We start from the raw sequence: 20,364 nt of genomic DNA, 5'->3' as shown, positions 1-20,364 counted from the left end.
AACCGGCGGTTTAAATTTTAAACCGGGTTTGATAGGTTGGATCTGTTGCTGTATTTGTTATTTCGACCGGCTGGGACTTTAGAAAGCCTGTATTTATAGTGATATATTTAATACCACGGGCCGATTTAGTGGGTGTTAAAAGCCTGTTCATCGCAATAAGGTTTGATCGGTACTAAGATAGCAATAAATCAACATTGTTACGAAAAGGATTTAATAGCCATTTTATTTATTTTTTTTGAAAGAAAGCCATTTTACCCGCCTCATGGCATTCAATTATGCTAATTTGGCATTAAAATTTTATTTGGAGCGCCGGTTTAAGTACATTTATTTAACTGGCATTTGGATTGATATACTGTAATTAATGAGACAAAAATTTTATGATACTGCTGTGAAGCAGGAGAAAGCTGTACTTGTGGGTGTGATAACACCCGATGAAACTGATGAAATGGAGAAGGAGCACCTGGAAGAGCTGGAGTTTTTAGCCAGCACCGCGGGCGCTTTAACTGTTAACCACTTCACTCAAAAACTACAGCGCCCGGACAGGGCAACCTTTGTAGGCTCGGGCAAACTCGAAGAAATTAAAGCCTATGTAAAGGAAGAAGAAATTGACATTGTGATTTTTGATGATGGCCTTTCGCCATCGCAGCTGCGTAATATTGAGAATGAATTACAGGTAAAAATTCTTGACAGGAACAACCTGATCCTGGATATTTTTGCCAGCCGCGCGCAAACAGCCCAGGCCAAAACCCAGGTTGAACTGGCCCAGCTGCAGTACCTGCTGCCCCGCCTTACCCGCCTCTGGACTCACCTTGAGCGCCAGAAAGGTGGTATTGGTATGCGCGGCCCCGGTGAATCGCAAATTGAAACTGACCGCCGTTTGATTCTGAATAAGATCTCGCTGCTGAAGGATAAGCTGAAGCAAATTGATAAGCAGAACGAAACCCAGCGCAAAAACCGCCATCAACTGGTACGTACCGCTTTGGTGGGTTATACCAACGTAGGCAAATCAACCATCATGAATATGATTGCCAAATCGGAAGTATTTGCCGAAAACAAGCTGTTTGCCACACTGGATACCACGGTAAGGAAAGTAGTGATAGAGAACCTGCCCTTCCTGATGTCGGACACGGTAGGATTTATCCGCAAATTGCCGCATCATTTGGTAGAGTGCTTTAAATCTACCCTCGATGAAACCCGCGAGGCGGATATTTTGATCCATGTGGTGGATATTTCGCACCCCAATTTTGAAGATCAGATCCGTACGGTTAACGAAACGCTAAAGGACATAGGAGCTATTGATAAACGCATCATCACGGTATTTAACAAAATAGATGCCTTTAAACCCGAAGACCATTTGGTTGAAACCCAGGGCGAGCCTTTAACGCTTGAAGATTTTAAACATAGCTGGATGGCTAAGAATAATGCGCCGGCTATATTTATTTCTGCCACTAAAAAGGAGAATGTGGAGGAATTTAGAGCGTTGTTGTATAAAGAGGTGAAGGCGATACACACGGAGCGATATCCGTATGATCAGTTGTTATATTAAGATCATTTGCCGGCCGGCGTATATTGATACACCACTTCATAAGGCTTATCAGCCAATTTTTTTGAGATACTGCCAATACCCAGGTTTTCGGCCTGTGGTGTTGGCTCGCAAAATGAATATACCCTGCCTCTATAAGTTACAGATGTACCGATAGGCTTATCAAATTGTACCGCCATGGTAATATGAGTAGGATACAAAACGGCTATCATCGGCAAATCATAAATCTCTTTTACGAGGTAAAAAAACAAGGCGGCCCTGTCGTCACAGTCGCTGTATTTGGCAAACAGCGTTTCCTCGGGCGACAGGCGCTTTTCTTTGCCGAAGTTTTCCTCGTCGGTTTCGTATAAAAAGGCGTAGCGGGTAAAGCGCATCAGGTAATCAACACCTTTTTTCTGATCCATATTTTTCACATTTTTCTTAAGCAGGGGGATTAGCGAACTATATGTTTCCTTACTCATCGGGATATTGAAGTACGATTCAAAATCAACCACCGGGTAGTTGGCAAATATGGTTTCCACATCTTTATTCAGTTTGATGTTGAAATAATAAACTTTGTGGTGATAGGTAAACTGAAGCTCTTTATCAATATAGCCTGCCGGGCTAAAATCGGGCATGCGGGTTATTTTGTATGAAAACGCTTTGCTTGCCCCGGGTATGTTAATATTAAAAGGAATGGGTGGATCCTGGTTAAGATTTGTATTGGGATAATCGTGATAATTAAGGCAGATATATTTTTTATCGCCATCCATAAAAAACGGGATGTCTTCCACATCTTCATCATTCAAAACATAAAAAATAACTTTGGTTGATGTAAGCGCCAGCCGGGCATCATACCCGGATTTTGTGAGCAGAAACCATTTATAAAGGGTGTAACGGGCGTAGTTGTTTTCTTTCGGGCTGATTTGCTGCGCTGTTTTGCGAATTAGCTGATAATAAAGCCAGTCGCTCAATTCATAACGTTGTTGAAAGGCCTTTAATGAGTCAATTAAAGATTGATAAGTCGATAAGTTTAGCTGGCTATAAAACACTTTAACATCTTTAGATGTTAGCGTTTGTGGAGCATCAACCCATAAAGAACTGTCCGCAGCAGCATTAAAAAACCCTTCATAAAAGTCAAAGCGAAGCCTTTGATCTTTAGGTTGGCCGTACGCGAAAGTCAATGAAAAGATCAGCAGTAATGTAGCGGGTACATTAAACAGCCGTATCATAAAAGTTTATAATTGGTGGGTTAAATATATGTAATTATAAAGTTAATTACATGTTAAGTTGAAAAATATTTTTATGGGAGGATTATTTATTCGGAGATAATAAATCTTCCGGAGCGATGCGTTTTACCTCCATAAAAATTTGGTGCAGGTGATCGAAATCTTTGTCGGTAGTTACTAAAGTTAAGCCGAGCAGGGCTGCTGTTGATGCTATCCAAAGATCATTTTTGCCCATGTTGCGGGGAGTGGCGAAGCTGTATTCATGAAAGGATGGGTTGCGGCGTTGGGAGTAGGCATCGATTTGGGAATAAGAATTAACCAGAATTTGCGTCGCCTCTATTTGATAACACTCATCTATTATCGGTTAAATAAAATCCCATTTTTCTTTTGTCCAATTGTTTTGAAGAGCAATAGACCGCAACTCAGCCAGGGTAACGACAGAAACATATAACTGCCGATTATCCGGGTTAATAATCGTACTTAAAAGCTTTAATTTGGGATTTCTTGATATGAAAACGAAAATGTTGGTATCAAGCAATAAATTCATCTTTTCTCTTTCAAAATTTCGAGTGCAGCCTTAACATCTTCATCGGTTAAAAATCCTTCATCGGGTAAAGCCTCAAGGGCTTTCTCAATATTTTCCGGCTTTTTACCCATTTTATTCGCGAAGGCCGTAGCACCACCAGCAGCCAAAATTTCTTCTACCGAATATGATTTAGGTATTGGTGGCATATACGGAGTTTTAAATTCCTCTATTTTGAGTTTTGTCGTCTTCATTTTTTATCCTCCTACACAAATATACTCAAAATAAAAGTCGCGTATTTACATATTTACGTAAATACAAATAGATCAATCCGTCAAAAATATGCCATCCTTTATCTCCGGAATAATCCCTTTTTCCAAAGCCGTATCAAACATCAAATTAATCGCCTTACGTCCTTCCACACCCAAATCAACCGAGTACTGATTCACATAAAGCTCAATGTGTTTATACATCACTTCCTCGCTCATTTCCTGCGCATGCTCGCGAATAAACTCCAAACCCGATTTAGGGTTGGCAAAAGCAAACTCAACAGATTTACGCAGCACCCTGTTTATTTTATGCTGAACATCTAAGGGCAATTTGCGGTTGGCTACAATGCCCCCCAGGGGGATGGCGCAACCGGTACGTTGTTCCCAGTAATCGCCAAGATCGATAATCTTTTTCAGGCCTTTATCCTGGTAGGTGAAACGGTTTTCATGAATGATAAGGCCAATATCGATGCGGCCATCCAACACAGAATCTTCAATTTCCGAAAACACTATTTCTTTTTTGTTGGTAGCCTCGGGAAAAGCAAGCCCCAACAAAAAGTTGGCAGTAGTGTATTTACCCGGGATGCCTATTACAGGTACCCGCTTGCCCGATTTCGGATCATTGATCTGGTTTTTCTCCATATCCTCAATCGAAATTTCCAAATCCGAAATCAAAAGCGGCCCTACCCCAAAACCCAGCGCGCTGCCCGAATCAAGCAGCACATACTTATCGGTTACATAAGCAAAGGCATGGTAACTCAGCTTGGTAATATCCAGTTCGCCGCGGAAAGCTTTTTGGTTAAGCGTTTCCACATCATCATAAAATACTTCAAACTCCAGGCCTTCGGTATCAATTTTATGGTGAATAAGGGCGTCAAAAATAAAAGTATCGTTAGGGCAGGGCGAAAATCCGAGCGTTAGTTTCATGGTAGATAGATTACGTGTTAATGATCTGGCCAACCAGGTCGGTAGCAAATGTATTCAGATTTTTAATAGCCAGGCCAATGTTCCAGGCCTCCCGGTTACGTTTTTCAACATAATTTGACACTGCTCTGATTTGCATGCAGGGCACGTTCATTTGCCTGCAGGCATAAAAAAAGGCCGCCCCTTCCATGCTTTCCAACTGCGGGTTTAAGCGTTGCTGTATTTTTTGGATAGATGGCTCATGCCCGTGCACGGTATTAACGGTTATAGCTCGGGCTTTTTTTAAATAAAAGTTCGGGTAAACCTCATTAAGCGATGTGGTGGGTGTAAAAACGCTTTCGCCAAAACCAAGGGTATCTATATTAACAAAAGCTTCGTCATCCTGTGCGCCAAGCTCGGCAAAAGTGTCTTCGGTAACTTCCAGCACATCCCCCAAATTAAAATTACGGTCAAAACTACCTGCAATACCGAGGTTAATGGCCAGATCATAAGTGTGGTTGCTGAGTTGCCGGGCCATGCCAAAGGCAGTTGGCACCATGCCTGCGCCGGTTACAAGTACATCTGCTTTATTGCCAAAAGTGTTAATTAGGGGTTCAACTTCAAACCTGGTGGCTGCAACAATGAGTATAAGCATATTGCATTATTTTGACGGCTAATATAAAACAACTCACCTGTTTTTGTTTTGTATATTTGCACCCAATTTGTTATGATGATACATATAACGCGCAAGGAACATTTTAATGCCGCTCACCGGATGTACCGTGAGGAATGGAGCGCTGAAAAAAACTTTGAGGTGTTTGGCAAATGTGCCAACCCCAACTGGCATGGCCACAATTACAACCTGTTTGTAACTGTAAAAGGCGAGGTTACCCACGCTACGGGCTACCTGATTGATTTGAAAGAGCTTAAAATTATAATTAACGAACACGTGATTGAAAAGCTCGATCATAAAAACATCAACAAGGATGTTGATTTTATGGCAGGCAAAATGGCCTCGACCGAGTTGCTTTGCATCGAGATTTTTAACCAGTTAAAAGGCCCTATTGAAGCTTACGAAGGTGTGTTTTTACACTCGGTAAAGCTGTACGAAACCGAAAATAATTCTGCCGAGTATTTTGGCGGTTAATTTTATACGATGAGCGATTCACAATTTAGCCAGGATACCGACGATGACGACTTCGGCGGATATGTCAAAATAGACCGTTACAACCAGGAGCGTGTAGATAGTTTAAAAGACAACTATCATAACGTGCTTACACAAATTGGTGAGGATGCAAGCCGCGAAGGTTTACTAAAAACCCCCGAGCGTGTAGCCAAAGCCATGCTGTACCTCACCCACGGTTACGAGCTTAATGCCGAAGAGATCCTGAACTCGGCCAAGTTTAAGGAAGACTACAGCCAAATGGTAGTAGTAAAAGATATTGAGGTATACTCAATGTGCGAACATCACATGCTACCCTTTTTCGGCAAGGCTCACGTAGCCTACATCCCCAACGGGCATGTAGTTGGCCTGAGCAAAATCCCCCGCGTGGTTGATGTTTTCGCCCGCAGGTTACAGGTGCAGGAACGTTTAACCAACGAAATCCGCGATTGCATTCAGCAAACCCTGAACCCGATAGGCGTAGGCGTAGTTATTGAATGCCGCCACCTGTGCATGAGCATGCGCGGCGTACAAAAGCAAAACTCAGTAACCACAACATCAGCCTTTACCGGCGAGTTTCTGAAAGAAAAAACAAGAACAGAGTTTTTGAATTTAATAAGTTCGAAGTTGAGTTGATTAGGAGAGATTAGAGGTTGGAGATCAGAGATTAGGTTTTAGAAGCTTGATCATGATACCAGCCTTTAATCGCCAGATAACTAATCTCTAATTAACTAACCTCTAATCTCTAAAACACAATGAAAGCATATATTTTCCCGGGCCAGGGTGCCCAGTTTCCGGGTATGGGTAAGGACCTGTACGAGCAATCAGAAAAAGCGCGTGAGCTGTTTGAAAAAGCTAATGAAATCTTGGGTTTCCGCATTACTGATGTAATGTTTGAAGGTACTGCCGATGATTTGGTACAAACCAACGTTACCCAGCCGGCCATATTTTTACATTCAACCATTTTAGCTACAGTTTTGGGCGATGATTTTAAACCCGAAATGGTTGCCGGGCACTCATTAGGCGAGTTTTCTGCATTAGTTGCCGCCGGTGCGTTATCATTTGAGGATGGTTTGAAGCTGGTTGCTGCCCGTGCCAATGCCATGCAAAAGGCCTGCGAAATTCAGCCGTCAACCATGGCCGCCATTTTAGGTCTGGACGATTTTACCGTAGAAGATATCTGCGAACGCATCAGCGAAGTGGTTGTGCCTGCAAATTACAACTGCCCCGGCCAGTTGGTAATATCAGGCTCAATTGCCGGTATTGACGAAGCCTGCGCAAAAATGACCGAAGCCGGTGCTAAACGTGCTTTAAAACTTAAAGTAGGCGGCGCTTTCCATTCGCCGCTAATGGAAGCTGCAAGGGTTGAACTGGAAGCTGCTATCGTAGCTACCGAGATTAAAGCGCCGGTATGCCCTATCTATCAAAACATTGATGCCAAAGCATATACCGATCCGGAATCGATCAAGAAAAACCTGATAGCCCAGCTTACCGGTGCCGTTAGGTGGACGCAAACCGTACAGCATATGTTAGAAGACGGTGCCACTTCATTTACCGAAGTAGGACCCGGCAACGTTTTACAGGGCCTTGTTAAAAAGGTTGATAAAACCGCCGTAACAGCCAGCGCTGCACTGCCGCAATAAAATTTTTTGAGGGCCGCAATCAACATTGTGGCCCTTGTTTTTGTTATAGGCGTGTAACAAAATAAAAATCTATCTTTATAGCTATATCTTGACCACCTCCGGAAAAATACGCCTTTTACTTGCCCTGCTGGTTGTTACTTTGCTGGCAACAGCCGTTATTGTTCAAAAAACATATACTCCGGCCAATAGCCTGGTACAATCGGCACGCACGCTGGAAGATAATCTGCACAAAAAAGAAGCTTTTATCACCCAAAAGCTCAATAATCCGGCAACATTTAAAAAGCTCATTAACCTGCGCAACAATGATCAGGACGCCATTAATGCTATTGAGGAGTTTACTACCCATAACAATACCTGGTTTATAACCCTTGTTAACCATAAGCTCAGCTTTTGGAGCGGAGTAAAGGTACTGCCCGATAGTACCGATACCATCAAGGAGGGCTTTTCATTTATACAACAACCTAATGGCTATTATGAAACCATCAGGCGAACGGTGGGTAAATTTTCGGTCATTTTCTTTATCCCGGTTAAGATAAACTACGCATTTGAAAACCAATACCTCAAAAATAAATTCTCAAAAGACCTGCTCGATGACGACAATATAGATATTGCCGATTTTACCGATATCAATGTTTATGAGGTACATAGCCTCGATAACGACTACCTGTTTTCAGTAAGGCTCAAAAACAACCCTGCCGATGACAACTTTGTTTATTACGAGCTTTCGTTTTGGGTGTTAACCATCCTGGCCTTGTGTGTGCTGATGTACAACATCTGTAACTACGTTGCTCAAAAGGGATATGCGGCCTTATCAGTAATATTGCTTGGTTTGTTTATTGTATTGCTCAGGTTTATCAACCTGAACTATAACCTGCCCGATTTTACCTATAAACTTCATGTTTTTAATCCATCGTATTATGCCTCAAGCGCCATTTTTCCTTCCCTCGGCGATTTTTGCATCAATATTCTGCTCATATTTTGGTTTGTATCCTTTTTATACAAACAGCGCCATCAGCTTTTAAGTAATGTACAAAACAAGGCCGCCGGTTACATTATAGTTGTTGCATCCATTTTAATTCTGATTGTTTCGTCAACGGCCTTACTGCGTTTATTTTACGGCCTGGTATTAAATTCAAAAATCAGTTTCGATGTAAATAATGTACTTAGCCTCACAGGGTTCAGCATGCTCGGGGTGCTTATGCTTTGTTTTGCCTTTTTAATATTTTACCTGCTTAATGAGGTTATATTAACCATTTGCCTTAAACTTAATGTATCGCGCTCGCACCAGGCATTCCTGTTATTTTTTGGTGTGATGACCACCACCGTAGTGTTTGCATACTACCAGGAGTTTACACTGTTTTATATTTTGTGGATGATACTGGTGTTTATAAGGGCTTACAATTTCATTTATCAAAACGAACAGCTTTTTGCACCACCCTTTTTGGCAATAGTATTTGTTTGCGCACTGATAGCAGCTATTAAGCTTAATCACTTTGAAGATTTAAAAGAGAACGGTACCCGCCGCGCCCTGGTGCAAAAACTGGAAATTCCTGATGATCCGTCAGCCGATCAGATTTTTAAAAAAATAGAAAACCAGATAGTTGCCGATACAGCCATTGTACGCTATTTTGCTAATGGCACCCACAATGGCGATTATCTGAAAACCCGTTTCCAGAAGCTCTATTTTGATGGATACCTGTCGAAATACGAATTCAGGGTACATGAATATGATGATAAGGAGGAACCTACATCTGCTGATAAAAACTATTCGCTCAGCGTTTTTAAGGACCTGGTATTGTACAGTTCGTTTAAAGTATCAGATTATTTTTACCGCGAAAATGAATCATTCGGTTATCAAAACTACTTTGCCATATTGCCGGTAAACACCAATGATAAACAGCTTGGCACTATCGTAATCGAACTTAAATCAAAGCCGCTGCAATCATTCAGTGCTTTTCCCGAACTGCTGATAGACGGTAACCTGAACCGGGATGATGATTTTAAAGATTACTCGTACGCTTTTTATAGTGATAACAAATTGCTAAGCCAGCGCGGCGGCTACATCTACTCGCGCAACAACAACGAGTTTAAAGGCGAATTAAAAAAATATATCGAAAAAACAACTCAAAACCATAGTGCCGTATGGTACGAGCGTTTTACAACCTACAGCCACCTGATATACAAACCCAGCGAGAGAAACCTGATTGTAGTGAGCCGGGAGCAAAACTCGTTGTATTACAGCGTTACTTCGCTTACCTTTTTCTTGGTGGTACTGCTCATATTCAGTGCGGTTATCATCAGCTTAAAATGGTTGTGGGCCCGCATAAAAATTTTCAACGTAGCCACCGATGGATTTAAATTCAGGCTGAGGATAAACTTTGATAAGGTGCTGTATAAAACCCGCATCCAGATCTCCATGATCCTGGCGGTAGTAATTACCCTGGTGCTGGTTGGTTTTATCACCTTTTTATCCATCAGTAACCAATACTATACCCAGCAGGAAAAAATGATCAGGGATAAAATAACCCGGATCTCGGCCACCCTCGAAAACGGGCTTTTTACAAAATATATAGCCCACGTTGACGAGGAAAGCCAGGTACACTTTAACGAACTGGCCAACACCTACGCAACCGACCTTACCCTGTTTGACACAACCGGCGTTCCGTTATTAACTACACAGCCCAAAATTTACGAGAACGGACTGGTTGCCAAAAGAATGAATGCACGTGCATTTATTAATTTAAGCATGCTGCAAAAAACAGGCTTTGTTAACGACGAAAAAATTGGCGATTTGAGCTACAAAGCCGCATATGCCCCCATCACCATCCCTAATACTTATAAAACTGTTGCCTACATCCAGCTGCCCTATTTTAGTAATGAAACAGACTACCGCGAGCGGATAAGCTCGCTGCTAAACGTGATGATAAACGTTTATGCCATTGTTTTTATAGCAATAGGCTTGTTTGCCATTATCATAGCCCGGCAGATTACGGCACCGCTTAACTTTATACAGCAAAGCCTGAGCAAAACCATTTATGGCAAAAAGAACGAGCAAATTAAATGGTCGCGCGATGACGAGATCGGGGCATTGGTGAAGGAATATAATAAAATGATCTCGGCTCTTGAAAACAGTGCCCAGCGATTGGCCCAAAGCGAACGTGAAAGCGCATGGCGGGAAATGGCCAAACAGGTAGCCCACGAAATTAAAAACCCGTTAACACCATTAAAACTGGGCTTGCAGCTGCTTGATAAATCGTGGAAGGATAAAGACCCTAAGTTTGATCAGAAATTTGAGCGCTTCAGCAAATCGTTTGTTGAACAGATTGAAAGCTTATCATCTATCGCATCCGAGTTTTCGGCCTTTGCAAAGATGCCTGATACTAAAATTGAGCAGATTGATATTTTCCAGATGCTTAATCAGGCCGTAACTATCTTTAAGCAGATGGACGGCGTGTTTATAGCCTATGTGCAGCCGGAAGCTCCTTTTATCATTAATGCCGACCGCGACCAGCTACTGCGCTGCTTTAACAATCTGCTTAAAAATGCCATCGAAGCAACTCCGCAGGGTACGCAATGCATTATTGAAGTAAACTACCTCATCACCAGTAAAAATATCCTGCTTACCATTAAAGATAACGGCAACGGCATCCCCGAAGAAATGCGTGAAAAAATCTTCGAACCCAATTTTACCACCAAAAGCTCGGGCACCGGTTTGGGATTGGCTTTTATCAAAAACTCAATCGAAAACGCCAACGGCAAAATATGGTTTGAAACTACCATGGGTGTTGGCACAACGTTTTATTTAAGTTTGCCGGCCGCTTCTTGAAGCTGAAAGCAGAAGGCTCAAAGCCTAAAGCTTGATTGTGCTTTTTGCTTTGAGCCTTTGGCTTTATGCTTTCTGCCTTCGGCTTTCAACTCGCTTTTACAAACTTCTTCACCGTTTCTGTAACATGAGCCAAATGGTGGCGGCTGTGCCATGAGTAGGTTGCCAGGCATTTTTTTAGTGAGATGGTATCGCCCGATGCCGGGTGTACAAACGTGCGTTCCCACTCGTTTTCAGTAAAGCTTTCAAACAGGGCAACCATGTGCTGGTGGATGCCTTCCAGCATTTTGATGGATGGCTCAACCGGCAGGCGATAGTCGGGCAGCAGGGCCCAGTCGGCCTCTTCGTAAGGTTTTATTACCGGGTTGTTTTCGGTAAGGGCCAGTTTAATGCGGGTTATGGAGTTCATATGGCTGTCGGCCATGTGGTGAATCACCTGCCTTAATGTCCAACCTCCTGTACGGTAGGGAGTATCCAGCTCCTGGTAGTTGAGGCCGGCAATGGCATGCCTTAACTTACCGGGCAGTGTGGCAATATCCTCAATCCAGCCACGTAAGTCTTCGGCTGTATATGAAAGCGGGTTTACAAACCTCCCGATAGGGTATCTCATTTGTTCGTCTGTCATGATGTGCTATGTTAAAAAAAATTAAAATAGCTATTATTTTATGCTGTTGCAAGTTGCCGGGTCCACATTAACAGGATAAGGCCGATGCCGGTATGCGGCTAAGCCGATGATACCTCTCACCTGCAACGGTTATGATCTGTCATCAGAATGCCTGTTTTTCTTTTTAGTTACATTTTTTTAAACAAACTTTTTTTCTGTCGTGTTATAAATCAATAACTACAGCCCAAACGGCTGCTAAAACCATAACCCACATGAAAATATTTGTTGCCAATTTACCATATCATATTACCAACGAGGGCATCCGCCAGCTATTCGGATTGTTTGGTGTAGTACTATCTTCAAAAATTGTAACCCACAACGGTAAAAGTAAAGGTTTTGGCTTTCTGGAAATGGCCGATCCTAACCGTGCCGAAATGGCCATCAAAGAACTTGACGGTGCGCCGATAGACGATAGAAATATTGTTGTACGCCCGGCCGATAACCAGGAGATGGAAGAATCTGCAGTGCATAAACGCCCACGCATCTCGTTTAAAATAAAATAAACCCAAGCAAGGTGTTAAATCCTGTTATAAAAGGCGGTCAATTTTTTCAGTTTTTTTACCGGTAATGCCTGCAGATCTGCCTGGGTTAAGCGCCAGGCCCAGTTACCCTCGGTGGTAGCGGGCTGGTTCATCCGGGCGGCATTGTCAAAGCCAAGCAAATCCTGTACAGGTATGATAGCTATATTGGCTACAGATGCAATGGCGGTTTTGATAAACAACCGGTTTATATTTTTTGCCTTTGCTTTTGCGCCGGTATAACGTTCAAGCTCGTTCCGGGCCTTTTTACCGGCCTCCTGCTCAAACCAGCCGCGGGCGGTATTATTGTCATGCGTGCCCGTATAAACTACGTGGTTTTTGGTATAGTTATGAGGGGTATGGGTTGATATTGCGGTACTGCCAAAGGCAAATTGCAGCACTTTCATACCCGGCAATCCCCAGGCATCGCGTAGTTGATATACGGCTTCGTCAATATCGCCAAGATCTTCGGCTATGAAAGGCAAACGACCAAGTGACTTTTTCAATACCTTGAAAAAATCATCGCCCGGACCCTTTTTCCATTCCCCGTTTATGGCGGTGACTTCTGTTGCTGCAACCGACCAGTACGACGAGAATGCCCTGAAATGATCAAGCCTCAACATATCAAACATTCCGATGTTTTTTTGGATTCGTTTTACCCACCAGTCGTAGTGCTGTTGCTTCAGTTTTTCCCAGTTAAAAACAGGCATCCCCCAAAGTTGTCCATCGGCGTTAAAATAATCGGGCGGTACGCCGGCAACAAACTGCATCTCCCCGGCTTTGTCCAGGGCAAAGATCTGCGGGTTGGCCCAAACATCTACCGAATCATAACCTACATAAAAAGGCAGATCGCCTATAATTTTGATATCAAGCTCATTACAATGGCGCTTAAGCGCTTTCCATTGCCTGGCAAAAATAAATTGATGCCATTTTACCTGTTCAATTTTTGCGGCATTGTTAGTTGCTAAATTAAGCAAGGCTTTCCCCTGGCGCATTTTGTATTTAACCGGCCATTGGTACCAGGGTAAATTTTTATACTGAACTTTAAGTACCGAATAAACCGCAAAATCATTTAACCAATAATCCTCCGTTTTGCAAAAGGCCGCGAATGGTTCTGCCAACCAGATACCCTTCTCATTAGTATAGTTTTCCCAGGCTTTATCCAGCAGTAATTCTTTAACACGGGCTGTAGCAGCCAGATCCGCTTTATCGGTTCCTTCTTCAAGATATGGATCAAGATCGGCCTGGGTTAACAAACCATCAAGCACCAACAATTCCAAACTGATTAACGAAACATTCCCTCCCATGGCCGACCATGAGCTGTAAGGCGAAAACTGTGCTTTATCATTTACCGGGCTCAGCGGTAATAGCTGCCAGTATTTTTGCCCGGCCCGGTGCAGCAGGTCTGCAAAAGCCTTAGCTTCTGGCCCCATATCGCCCGCGCCAAAGGCCGAGGGCAGCGAGGTAATATGCGCCAATATGCCTGAGCCTCGTTGGTTGGATTCGCTTTCAAACTTCAAAAAAGCAAGCGGAAGTTGTTTAAATATTGATGAAACCAGTATTTTCCCGGTAGCGTTATCCTTAGTTTTAAACAGCACGTGTTCATATGCGGCAGGCATACTCTCAGGTAAAATTATCGCGGTATCATCCCATTCAACAGCCAGCGGGTCATTAGTTATGCCTGCCAGTCCCAACGGGATAGCAATAACATAGCAGGTATTTTTATATTTGCGGGCAAAGGCCAACAAGTTGGCTTTAAATTTTCCTTCGGTTTGTAGGGTTATATAATCACCTTCGGCAAACAATAGCGAGTTTACTTTGCGTTGCCTCAATACCGCACTAAGCAGGCATTGTTTAATGTGCCCGTTAAATTTGTTGTCCCAAAGCTGCCCAATGTCTGTACCCGCTTCTAATAACCCGTTCCTAAGCACATAATCAACCGGGCGGCGGTTATCCGGGTCAACCATGCTTAAATCCCACAATTCGCATCCCTGGTAAATATCGGGGGTACCGGGGGCGGTTAACTTTAGCAACAATTGTGCAAGCGAGTTAACCACCCCAAAAGCTGCTGCCTTTTGATGGAATGCCTTAAAGCTTTGCCAAAAGTCGCCGCGCTTTTTCAGCAACTCTTTTACAAACTGCATAGTTCCGGCCTCGTACTCCTCGTTTGGCTCGGCCCAGCCCGAATGGAGTTTGGCTTCGCGCAGCGTTTTTTCAAGATACTGCTCTATCCGTTCCGGGTAATTATCCTCATCCTGCCCGGGCATAGGATAGGTACCCAGCAACGTTTCATAAATAAAATACTCATCGTTAGCATCGGGTATGTTATTTTGTTTCAGATGGCGGTTAAGGTTCTGCCACTCGGTTACTTTTTCAATCCATTCGTCGGGTATATCTGTAATCACATTCAGGCGGGCGCGGGCATCTTCGCCTCGTTTGGTATCGTGGGTAGAGGTGCCGTTTATAGACAAGGGCCATTCCTTTAACCGTTTTTTCATCGCTTTATGAAACACTTTTGTTGATAGGCCAAAAGTATCGGGCGTATCCCCAACTTCGTTATGGGCTATGAAACGGTTATAGGTATACATCAGCGTGTCCTCAACCCCTTTAGCCATCAGCGGTCCGGTAAACTGCATGCAGCGTCTGAAAAACCTGATCGTATCCGGGTTTTCCTTATCTTGCCACGCCTTTTTTAACAGGTTTACCGCGTGTTTTAATTCGGGATTGATGTTGATGAGTTCTTTAAAGATTTTTTTTAACGGTGGATGATCTTCATAATACCTATAAACCGGGCAGCAGATCAGCAACTGCGCTATTGCCCTTTTTACCTCATCATCCGATACTCCCGAATCCTTGGCAAAACCGGATGTTAAAAACAAACGGCTAAGGTTTTCCAGTTCTCCTGCCATTTGCTGATGCAGGATGTAGGCTTTTTTACGCCTGATCTGTTCCTGTACCGGAGTAGTACTTCGCGCGAGTTTTTGATAAAATGAGGTAAAAACGGGCTCGCTTTTACGGTTGGTTAGCAGGTTGTTCACCATGGCTAAAAAATCGTAACCTGTATTTCCCTGCACCGGCCACGCGGGCATTTCTTCTTCATGCTCCAGTATTTTTTCTACTATGATATAAGCATCCGGCCCTGTCAAATCCCGCAACTGCTGTAAATATTTTTCGGGATCGTACAACCCGTCCACATGATCAATCCGCAAGCCCTGTATCACATCCTGCTGCAACAACGCGTGGATAAGCTGATGGAAATGGTTAAAAACCTCGTCGTGCTGTATATTAAGGCAAATCAATCCATTCACCGTAAAAAACCTGCGGAAGTTGATCTGCTTATCGGTTTCCTTCCAACTGCAAAACCTGTAGTGTTGTTGCCCCGTGATAGTTTTCAGCGATTCCTTATCACCATTTATAACGGCTAACGTTTTATTTTTAGGTGGATAAGATGCCGGTTGCAAGGGCCAGTGGCTATCGGCATAGTTAAAAAACAGTTTGCCTTTTACCCTTACTATACCGAGCTCTCCGTTATCAATAACCGCATCCAGATCATCACCTAAAAAAGGCACCATAATTGGGCCTTTAAAAAGCATAGCATCGTCAAGGCTTTGTTCAAAATAATGTTTGTATGCCGATTCAGGGCCATTTTGAAGCAGATCCATCAACCAGGTATTATCCGGATGATAAGCGAGGTGATTGGGCACAATATCCTGGATCCAGCCGATGCCTTTAGCCTTTAATTTTGTGCTGATTTTTTTAAGCTGTTCAAGTGTGCCTATTTCAGGATTGATCTGTAAAGGATCGGTACCATCGTAACCATGGTTACTCCCCGGCACGGCTTTAAATATCGGCGAAGCGTAAATTGTACTGATTCCAAGTTTTGCCAGGTAAGGGATGATCTTTTCAAAATGGCGAAAAGTAAAATCTTTATGAAACTGGATGCGGTATGTGCTTACAGGATTAAACATTGCTACTTGTGTATATAATGATAGATTGAGGCCTGATATACCCCTCGGCTGCCCTGCCAGGGCCACGCCATTCCGAGTCGGCCGAGTTAAGTACCACGCTGTAGGTTCCGTTTTCGGGGAGATTAACCGAATGTTCTGTGTCTGAAAAATTCATCAGGCAAAAAACAGATTGGTTTTCATACCAGCGGTGCAGCAATAGTATTTTACCGGCTTCGTAAACGGTAGTTTTTAATTTTTTTCTGTCGAGGATTGCCAGGGCCGGTAATTGTTTCCTGACGCGGATAAGGGCCTGATAAAAGCTTAGCATCTGCTTGTGCCCATCTTTAGCCGGTAAATCCCATTGCAGTTTGGAACGTTCAAAAGTTGCGATGGCCTGTGGGTCGGGGGCTTCTTCATCGGTGTGAAAAGAAGCAAATTCAGCCTTGCGGCCTTTGCGCACGGCTTCAACCAGTTCGGGTTCGGTATGGCTTACAAAGTACTGGAAGGGGTTGGATTCGGCCCACTCCTCGCCCATAAACAGCATCGGAATAAAAGGGCTTACCATTACGGCAGCAGCCATCAGCTTTTGCATTTCGAAACCGAACAGCTGGCTGCTCCGTTCGCCAAGCATGCGATTGCCTACATGATCATGGTTTTGAGAAAATACGATGAACTGCCTTCCGGGGTTATCATTGGCATTAGCGCCAAAAGTTTTTAACCTTCCCGGCGAGTAAATGCCATCATACACATAAGCATCGTTATATGCTTTGGCAAGATGACCGATCCCTTCAAAATCCGAGTAATAACCATCACGCTTTTCGCCCGCAGTTACACGCAAAGCATGGTGAAACTCATCAATCCATTGAGCATCCATCCCGTAACCTCTTTTTTGTATGGGATCAATAAACAATGGGTCGTTCAGGTCAAATTCTATAATAAGGTGATGCTTTCGCCCGGTTTGGGCCATCAGCTCATCTACATTTTCCTTTATTTCTTTAAGGATATGTTTCGCGCTGAAATCTTTAATGGCATGTACGGCATCAAGCCTAAGGGCATCGATATGAAAATCCCGGAACCACATCAGGACATTCTGAATAAAATAATGCCTCACCTCATCGCACCAGGCATCATCAAAATTAATGGCATCGCCCCAGGGCGTATGGTATTTGCCTGTAAAATACGGACCATAAATGCCCATGTAATTACCTTCGGGCCCAAAGTGGTTGTAAACAACATCCAGTATTACGGCTATGCCTTGTTTGTGGCAGATATTTACCAGTTTAGCCAAACCTTCAGCACCGCCATAGGTGTTTTGAACGGCATAAGGAAACACACCGTCATAACCCCAGTTGCGCCCTCCCGGAAACTGGGCCACGGGCATAATTTCGATAGCTGTAATGCCGAGCTGTTTTAGATAGCCCAATTTTTCGGCAATACCTTCAAACGTACCTGCAGGGCTAAATGTACCCGCATGCAGTTCATAAATAACATACTGTCCCAATCCGGGATTTTGCCAGGCAGCATCAGTCCACTTAAATTGATTAATATCGATAGCCATCGATGCGCCGTGTACCCCATTCGGTTGCGACAGCGAAGCGGGATCGGGCAGGGCCATTTTATCGTCCAGTTTAAAACGATACCTGTCTCCCGGTTTTAAAGCCGCGGTTGTTAATACCCAATAGCCATAAGCTACCGTGTTAAGATCTATCACGGTTCCATCATTAATAATGACGGCTACTTTTTTTGCATACGGTGCCCAAACGGCTATTTCGGCCCGGTTATCTTTAAAACGCACACCAGGCGTTGGTTTGTTATTCATGGGTGATGATAGGATGCTGCAATAAAACCACCGAACGGCCCTGTACCGTTATTTTTTCGTCGTTATTTAAAATCTGTTCCTGAAAATTATCGTCGGCCGTATCGAGGATTTTTTTCCAGTCGTCGCCATAAATTTTGGGTGGCATCACATAATCTAAAGCTTCATCATGAGCGTTGAAAATAATATAGAAACTATCATCAATAACCGGCTCGCCTTTGGGCCCGAGGTGGTGCAAGCCCCTGCCGTTAAGAAATACACCTAACGATTTTGCAAAATCGTGGTTCCAGTTCTCTTCATTCATCTCATTACCCTCGGGCAAAAACCAGGCGATATCCTCCAGGCCTTTCCCCATAATGGGCAGGCCCTGAAACCATTTACGGCGGCGAAACACCGGGTGTTCCTTACGCAGTTTAATTACCTTTTTGGTAAATTCAAGCAAGCCCTTATCGGCTTCGGCCCAGTTAAGCCACGAAATCTCGTTATCCTGGCAATAGGCGTTATTGTTACCATTTTGTGTACGGCCAAATTCATCGCCCGCTACCAGCATTGGTACTCCCTGCGACAGAAACAGCGTGGCCAGCAAATTTCGTTTTTGCCGCGCTCGCAAGGCATTAATCACCGGATCATCGGTTGGGCCTTCAACACCGCAGTTCCATGACCGGTTATGGCTTTCACCATCGTTATTATCCTCGCCGTTGGCGTCGTTATGCTTTTCGTTATAGGTTACCAAATCATTCAAGGTAAAACCATCGTGAGCGGTAATAAAATTAACGCTGGCCGTGGGCTTACGGTAATCGTCCTGGTACAGGTCGGGGCTGCCTGTTAAACGCTGCCCAAACTCGCCCAACATACTATCGGCACCAATCCAGTAATCACGCATCGAATCGCGGAATTTCCCATTCCATTCGGCCCAGCCGGGCGGGAATTTACCTACCTGGTAGCCACCCTCACCCACGTCCCATGGCTCGGCAATCAGCTTAACCTGCGATATTACAGGGTCCTGGTGAATGATATCAAAAAAGGGACTCAAACGGTTTACCTCATGCAACTCACGGGCCAAGGTGGCGGCAAGGTCAAACCTGAAGCCATCCACGTGCATTTCGGTTATCCAGTAGCGCAGGCTATCCATAATAAAGCGCAGCACATTGGGCAGCATGGCATTCAGCGTATTGCCCGTGCCTGTGTAATCCATGTAGTAGCGTTTGTTATCATCGGTTAGGCGATAGTATGATGAATTATCGATACCTTTAAATGATATGGTTGGGCCGAGCTGGTTACCTTCGGCGGTATGATTATAAACCACATCCAGTATCACCTCTATCCCGGCTTTGTGCAAGGCCTTAACCATCTCTTTAAACTCCTTTACCTGTCCGCCCAAAACTCCCGAGCCTGAGTATTTTACATCGGGGGCAAAAAAGCCTATGGTGTTGTAGCCCCAATAATTGGTGAGGCCTTTATCCAGCAAACCACGATCATTTACAAACTGGTGCACAGGCATTAGCTCGACCGCGGTTATGCCTAATTCTTTAAGATAGTTGATGGTTACCGGGTGCGCAAGAGCGGCATAGGTTCCCCTGATCTCTTTAGGGATCTCGGTGTTTTGGATAGTAAATCCTTTAACATGGGTTTCGTAGATGATGGATTTATGGTAGGGTATGCGAAGCGGCGCATCATCTTCCCAATCAAATCCGGGGTCGATAACAACCGATTTGGGGATGAAAGGCGTGCTATCCAGATCGCTAAAGCTCAGATCGGCATCCGGATCGCCTATGTTATAGGCAAAAAGGGCGTCGTGCCAATCAATCCTGCCGGCAATTGACTTGGCATAAGGATCAATAAGGAGTTTATTGGCATTAAAGCGGTGCCCGTTCTCAGGTTCGTAAGGTCCCGATACTTTGTAGCCGTATAGCAAACCGGGCTTGGCACCGGGGATATATACATGCCAGATTTGGTGGGTACGTTCGGCAAGTTTAATTTTTTCGTATTCAACTTCATCGGCTTCGCCTTTAAAAAGACAAAGTTCAACGCCGGTGGCGTAATCGGCAAAAAGGGCGAAGTTAACGCCTTCGCCATCCCAGGTTGCTCCAAGGGGGTAAGGTTTTCCGGGGTAAGTTTTTGTTGTCATAACAACATAAATCAATATGCTGTTAAAATGTTTGCCCCCCGGCCCCCTGAAGGGGGTGGAAAAGTGGATTTTTTTGAACTTTTGTGTGTAATTATTACACTAAACATTTCAATAATAATTCAGAAGTTGAGTTATGCCGTTAGCCACGGAAAAACTCTTCAAAAGCAGGAGGATGTGCGATTCCCCTCTTGAGAGGGGCGGAGGGGTGTGTTATTCT

General features: G+C 43.9%; 15 protein-coding genes. 6 read left to right on the top strand and 9 right to left on the bottom strand.

Annotated features, from left to right (window positions below; all coding sequences use genetic code 11):
- The first annotated feature begins 361 nt into the window (after positions 1-361).
- Complete coding sequence (hflX, locus tag HYN43_RS26515) at positions 362-1,546, top strand: GTPase HflX (protein ID WP_119406879.1); 1,185 nt, start codon at positions 362-364, stop codon at positions 1,544-1,546.
- A 2-nt stretch (positions 1,547-1,548) separates the two neighbouring features.
- Here hflX and HYN43_RS26510 read toward each other — a convergent pair whose 3' ends face one another.
- From HYN43_RS26510 to mqnB, 5 genes are all read right to left on the bottom strand, one after another.
- A complete protein-coding gene (locus HYN43_RS26510; protein ID WP_162996639.1) occupies positions 1,549-2,754 on the bottom strand; it encodes a hypothetical protein in 1,206 nt (401 codons plus the stop codon).
- 82 nt (positions 2,755-2,836) lie between these two features.
- A complete protein-coding gene (locus HYN43_RS30535; protein WP_162996638.1) occupies positions 2,837-2,986 on the bottom strand; it encodes a PIN domain-containing protein in 150 nt (49 codons plus the stop codon).
- 308 nt (positions 2,987-3,294) lie between these two features.
- On the bottom strand, positions 3,295-3,528 hold the full coding sequence (locus tag HYN43_RS26500; RefSeq protein WP_119406877.1) for a hypothetical protein: 234 nt from the start codon (positions 3,526-3,528) through the stop codon (positions 3,295-3,297).
- Positions 3,529-3,600: 72 nt separating this feature from the next.
- Positions 3,601-4,470: a menaquinone biosynthesis family protein gene (locus HYN43_RS26495; RefSeq protein WP_119406876.1), complete on the bottom strand. Its 870-nt coding sequence runs from the start codon at positions 4,468-4,470 to the stop codon at positions 3,601-3,603.
- Between the two features lie 10 nt (positions 4,471-4,480).
- The gene (gene mqnB / locus HYN43_RS26490; protein ID WP_119406875.1) at positions 4,481-5,101 is read right to left on the bottom strand and encodes a futalosine hydrolase; all 621 of its coding nucleotides are present in this window, start codon (positions 5,099-5,101) and stop codon (positions 4,481-4,483) included.
- A 75-nt stretch (positions 5,102-5,176) separates the two neighbouring features.
- On the opposite strand from mqnB, the gene HYN43_RS26485 reads away from it, so the two are divergent.
- From HYN43_RS26485 to HYN43_RS26470, 4 genes are all read left to right on the top strand, one after another.
- Positions 5,177-5,593 (top strand): 6-pyruvoyl trahydropterin synthase family protein, encoded by a 417-nt coding sequence (locus HYN43_RS26485; protein ID WP_119409137.1) that lies wholly within the window; start codon positions 5,177-5,179, stop codon positions 5,591-5,593.
- A gap of 9 nt (positions 5,594-5,602) precedes the next feature.
- Positions 5,603-6,244 carry a GTP cyclohydrolase I FolE gene (gene folE, locus HYN43_RS26480; RefSeq protein ID WP_119406874.1) on the top strand — a complete coding sequence of 214 codons (642 nt, stop codon included), beginning with the start codon at positions 5,603-5,605 and terminating at the stop codon, positions 6,242-6,244.
- A 119-nt stretch (positions 6,245-6,363) separates the two neighbouring features.
- Positions 6,364-7,251 (top strand): ACP S-malonyltransferase, encoded by an 888-nt coding sequence (gene fabD / locus HYN43_RS26475; RefSeq protein ID WP_119406873.1) that lies wholly within the window; start codon positions 6,364-6,366, stop codon positions 7,249-7,251.
- 88 nt (positions 7,252-7,339) lie between these two features.
- Positions 7,340-11,077 (top strand): sensor histidine kinase, encoded by a 3,738-nt coding sequence (locus HYN43_RS26470; protein ID WP_119406872.1) that lies wholly within the window; start codon positions 7,340-7,342, stop codon positions 11,075-11,077.
- 85 nt (positions 11,078-11,162) lie between these two features.
- On the opposite strand, the gene HYN43_RS26465 is transcribed toward HYN43_RS26470, so the two are convergent.
- Positions 11,163-11,699, bottom strand: coding sequence for a YfiT family bacillithiol transferase (locus tag HYN43_RS26465; RefSeq protein ID WP_119406871.1), 537 nt, complete (start codon positions 11,697-11,699; stop codon positions 11,163-11,165).
- Between the two features lie 251 nt (positions 11,700-11,950).
- Between HYN43_RS26465 and HYN43_RS26460 the strand changes: the two genes are divergently transcribed.
- The gene (locus HYN43_RS26460; protein WP_119406870.1) at positions 11,951-12,241 is read left to right on the top strand and encodes an RNA recognition motif domain-containing protein; all 291 of its coding nucleotides are present in this window, start codon (positions 11,951-11,953) and stop codon (positions 12,239-12,241) included.
- 14 nt (positions 12,242-12,255) lie between these two features.
- On the opposite strand, the gene treY is transcribed toward HYN43_RS26460, so the two are convergent.
- The 3 genes from treY to glgX are packed head-to-tail and all read right to left on the bottom strand — an operon-like array spanning position 12,256 to position 20,147.
- Positions 12,256-16,224: a malto-oligosyltrehalose synthase gene (gene treY, locus HYN43_RS26455; protein WP_119406869.1), complete on the bottom strand. Its 3,969-nt coding sequence runs from the start codon at positions 16,222-16,224 to the stop codon at positions 12,256-12,258.
- The gene (gene treZ / locus HYN43_RS26450) at positions 16,217-18,022 is read right to left on the bottom strand and encodes a malto-oligosyltrehalose trehalohydrolase (protein WP_119406868.1); all 1,806 of its coding nucleotides are present in this window, start codon (positions 18,020-18,022) and stop codon (positions 16,217-16,219) included. Before treZ ends, treY begins: the two co-directional genes overlap by 8 nt.
- Positions 18,015-20,147: a glycogen debranching protein GlgX gene (gene glgX / locus HYN43_RS26445; RefSeq protein ID WP_119406867.1), complete on the bottom strand. Its 2,133-nt coding sequence runs from the start codon at positions 20,145-20,147 to the stop codon at positions 18,015-18,017. Before glgX ends, treZ begins: the two co-directional genes overlap by 8 nt.
- Positions 20,148-20,364 lie beyond the last annotated feature (217 nt).

The sequence above is a fragment of the Mucilaginibacter celer genome, from assembly GCF_003576455.2.
In the GTDB taxonomy this organism is placed as follows: Bacteria; Bacteroidota; Bacteroidia; order Sphingobacteriales; family Sphingobacteriaceae; genus Mucilaginibacter; species Mucilaginibacter celer.
This window is presented reverse-complemented; position numbering and strand designations above follow the sequence as displayed.